Source organism: Pseudoflavonifractor capillosus (assembly GCF_016899775.1).
Taxonomy (GTDB): domain Bacteria; phylum Bacillota; class Clostridia; order Oscillospirales; family Oscillospiraceae; genus Lawsonibacter.
Genome location: NZ_JACJJE010000153.1, coordinates 1 through 513 on the forward strand (window position 1 = coordinate 1; position 513 = coordinate 513).

Sequence of the window (513 nt, forward strand, 5' to 3'; positions counted from 1 at the left end):
GAGGAGCAGAATATCAACTCCATCCACCCAGAGAGCGAGTTCCTGATCACACTCCACGGAGCCTTCGCCCAGGCCGAGAGTGAGAGTACCAGCAGTCGAGTCCGCTGGGGAAAGCGGCAGTCCATGAAGGAGGGCCGTGTCACCATGCAGTACCAGAAGCTGCTGGGCTATGAGCGAGGACCAGACGGGAAACCTCAAATCGTGCCAGAGCAGGCGGAGATCGTCCGCTTCATCTACCAACGATACCTGGCTGGAGATCCTCTGCGCTCCATCAAAGAGCAGCTGGAAGCTCAGGGCTGCCTTACTGCAGCTGGCAAGTCTAAGTGGGTAATTTCCAATATCAAGAGCATTCTGACCAACGAGAAATACTGTGGGGATGCCCTGCTTCAAAAAACTTTTATCAAGGACTGCATCAGCAAGAAGGTGATTCCAAACACGGGACAGTTGGACAAAGTCCTCATCCAAGATCACCACGAGGCCATTGTCAGCCACGAACTGTTCGATGCAGTTCAG

At 53.8% G+C, this 513-nt stretch carries 1 protein-coding gene; it reads left to right on the forward strand.

Annotated features, from left to right (window positions below; all coding sequences use genetic code 11):
• The coding region (locus H6B31_RS16765; RefSeq protein ID WP_204899535.1) for a recombinase family protein at positions 1–513 on the forward strand (513 nt) is incomplete at both ends.